1 protein-coding gene is annotated in these 438 nt (G+C 69.9%); it reads right to left on the minus strand.

Annotation, left to right across the window (positions count from 1 at the left end):
* A partial coding sequence (locus tag RhoFasB10_RS25850; RefSeq protein ID WP_206031385.1) for a hypothetical protein occupies positions 1-438 on the minus strand: 438 nt, incomplete at both ends.

A 438-nucleotide genomic window follows, 5' to 3' on the forward strand; every position in this document is an offset into this window, starting at 1 on the left:
GGTGGCTGCTGGGCAGGATCGAGACCGGATAGCCCGTGGCCGGATCGTGGCAGTAGGGACGCGCCGGCTGGCGCAGGAAGCTGACACGGATCTCGTTGCGTGCCGACAGCGCGTAGGCCGGCACCTTGGCCACCAGCCGTTGCGGCTGGCCGTTGGCCGACAGCACCTTGCCACCCAACAGGTAATCGTTGAGGTAGATCGTGGCGACCGCGCCCTGCCCGGCCGCGTTGGGGGCCGCCGAGACATCGATCACCACCTGCTCGGGCAGGCGGCCATCGGCCGACAGTGCGCCGAGGTCGAAGCTGGCGCTGCGGTCGGCGCGGGTCACCACATCCATGGTGCCGGCGATGTTGCCGAGCCGGCTCAGCAGTACCTGGTCACCATCCAGTCTGGGCGTGCCCGCTGCGCTGACCTGCAGGCTGCGGCCCAGTGCATAGC

The organism is Rhodococcus sp. B10, assembly GCF_011770055.1.
In the GTDB taxonomy this organism is placed as follows: Bacteria; Actinomycetota; Actinomycetes; order Mycobacteriales; family Mycobacteriaceae; genus Rhodococcoides; species Rhodococcoides kyotonensis_B.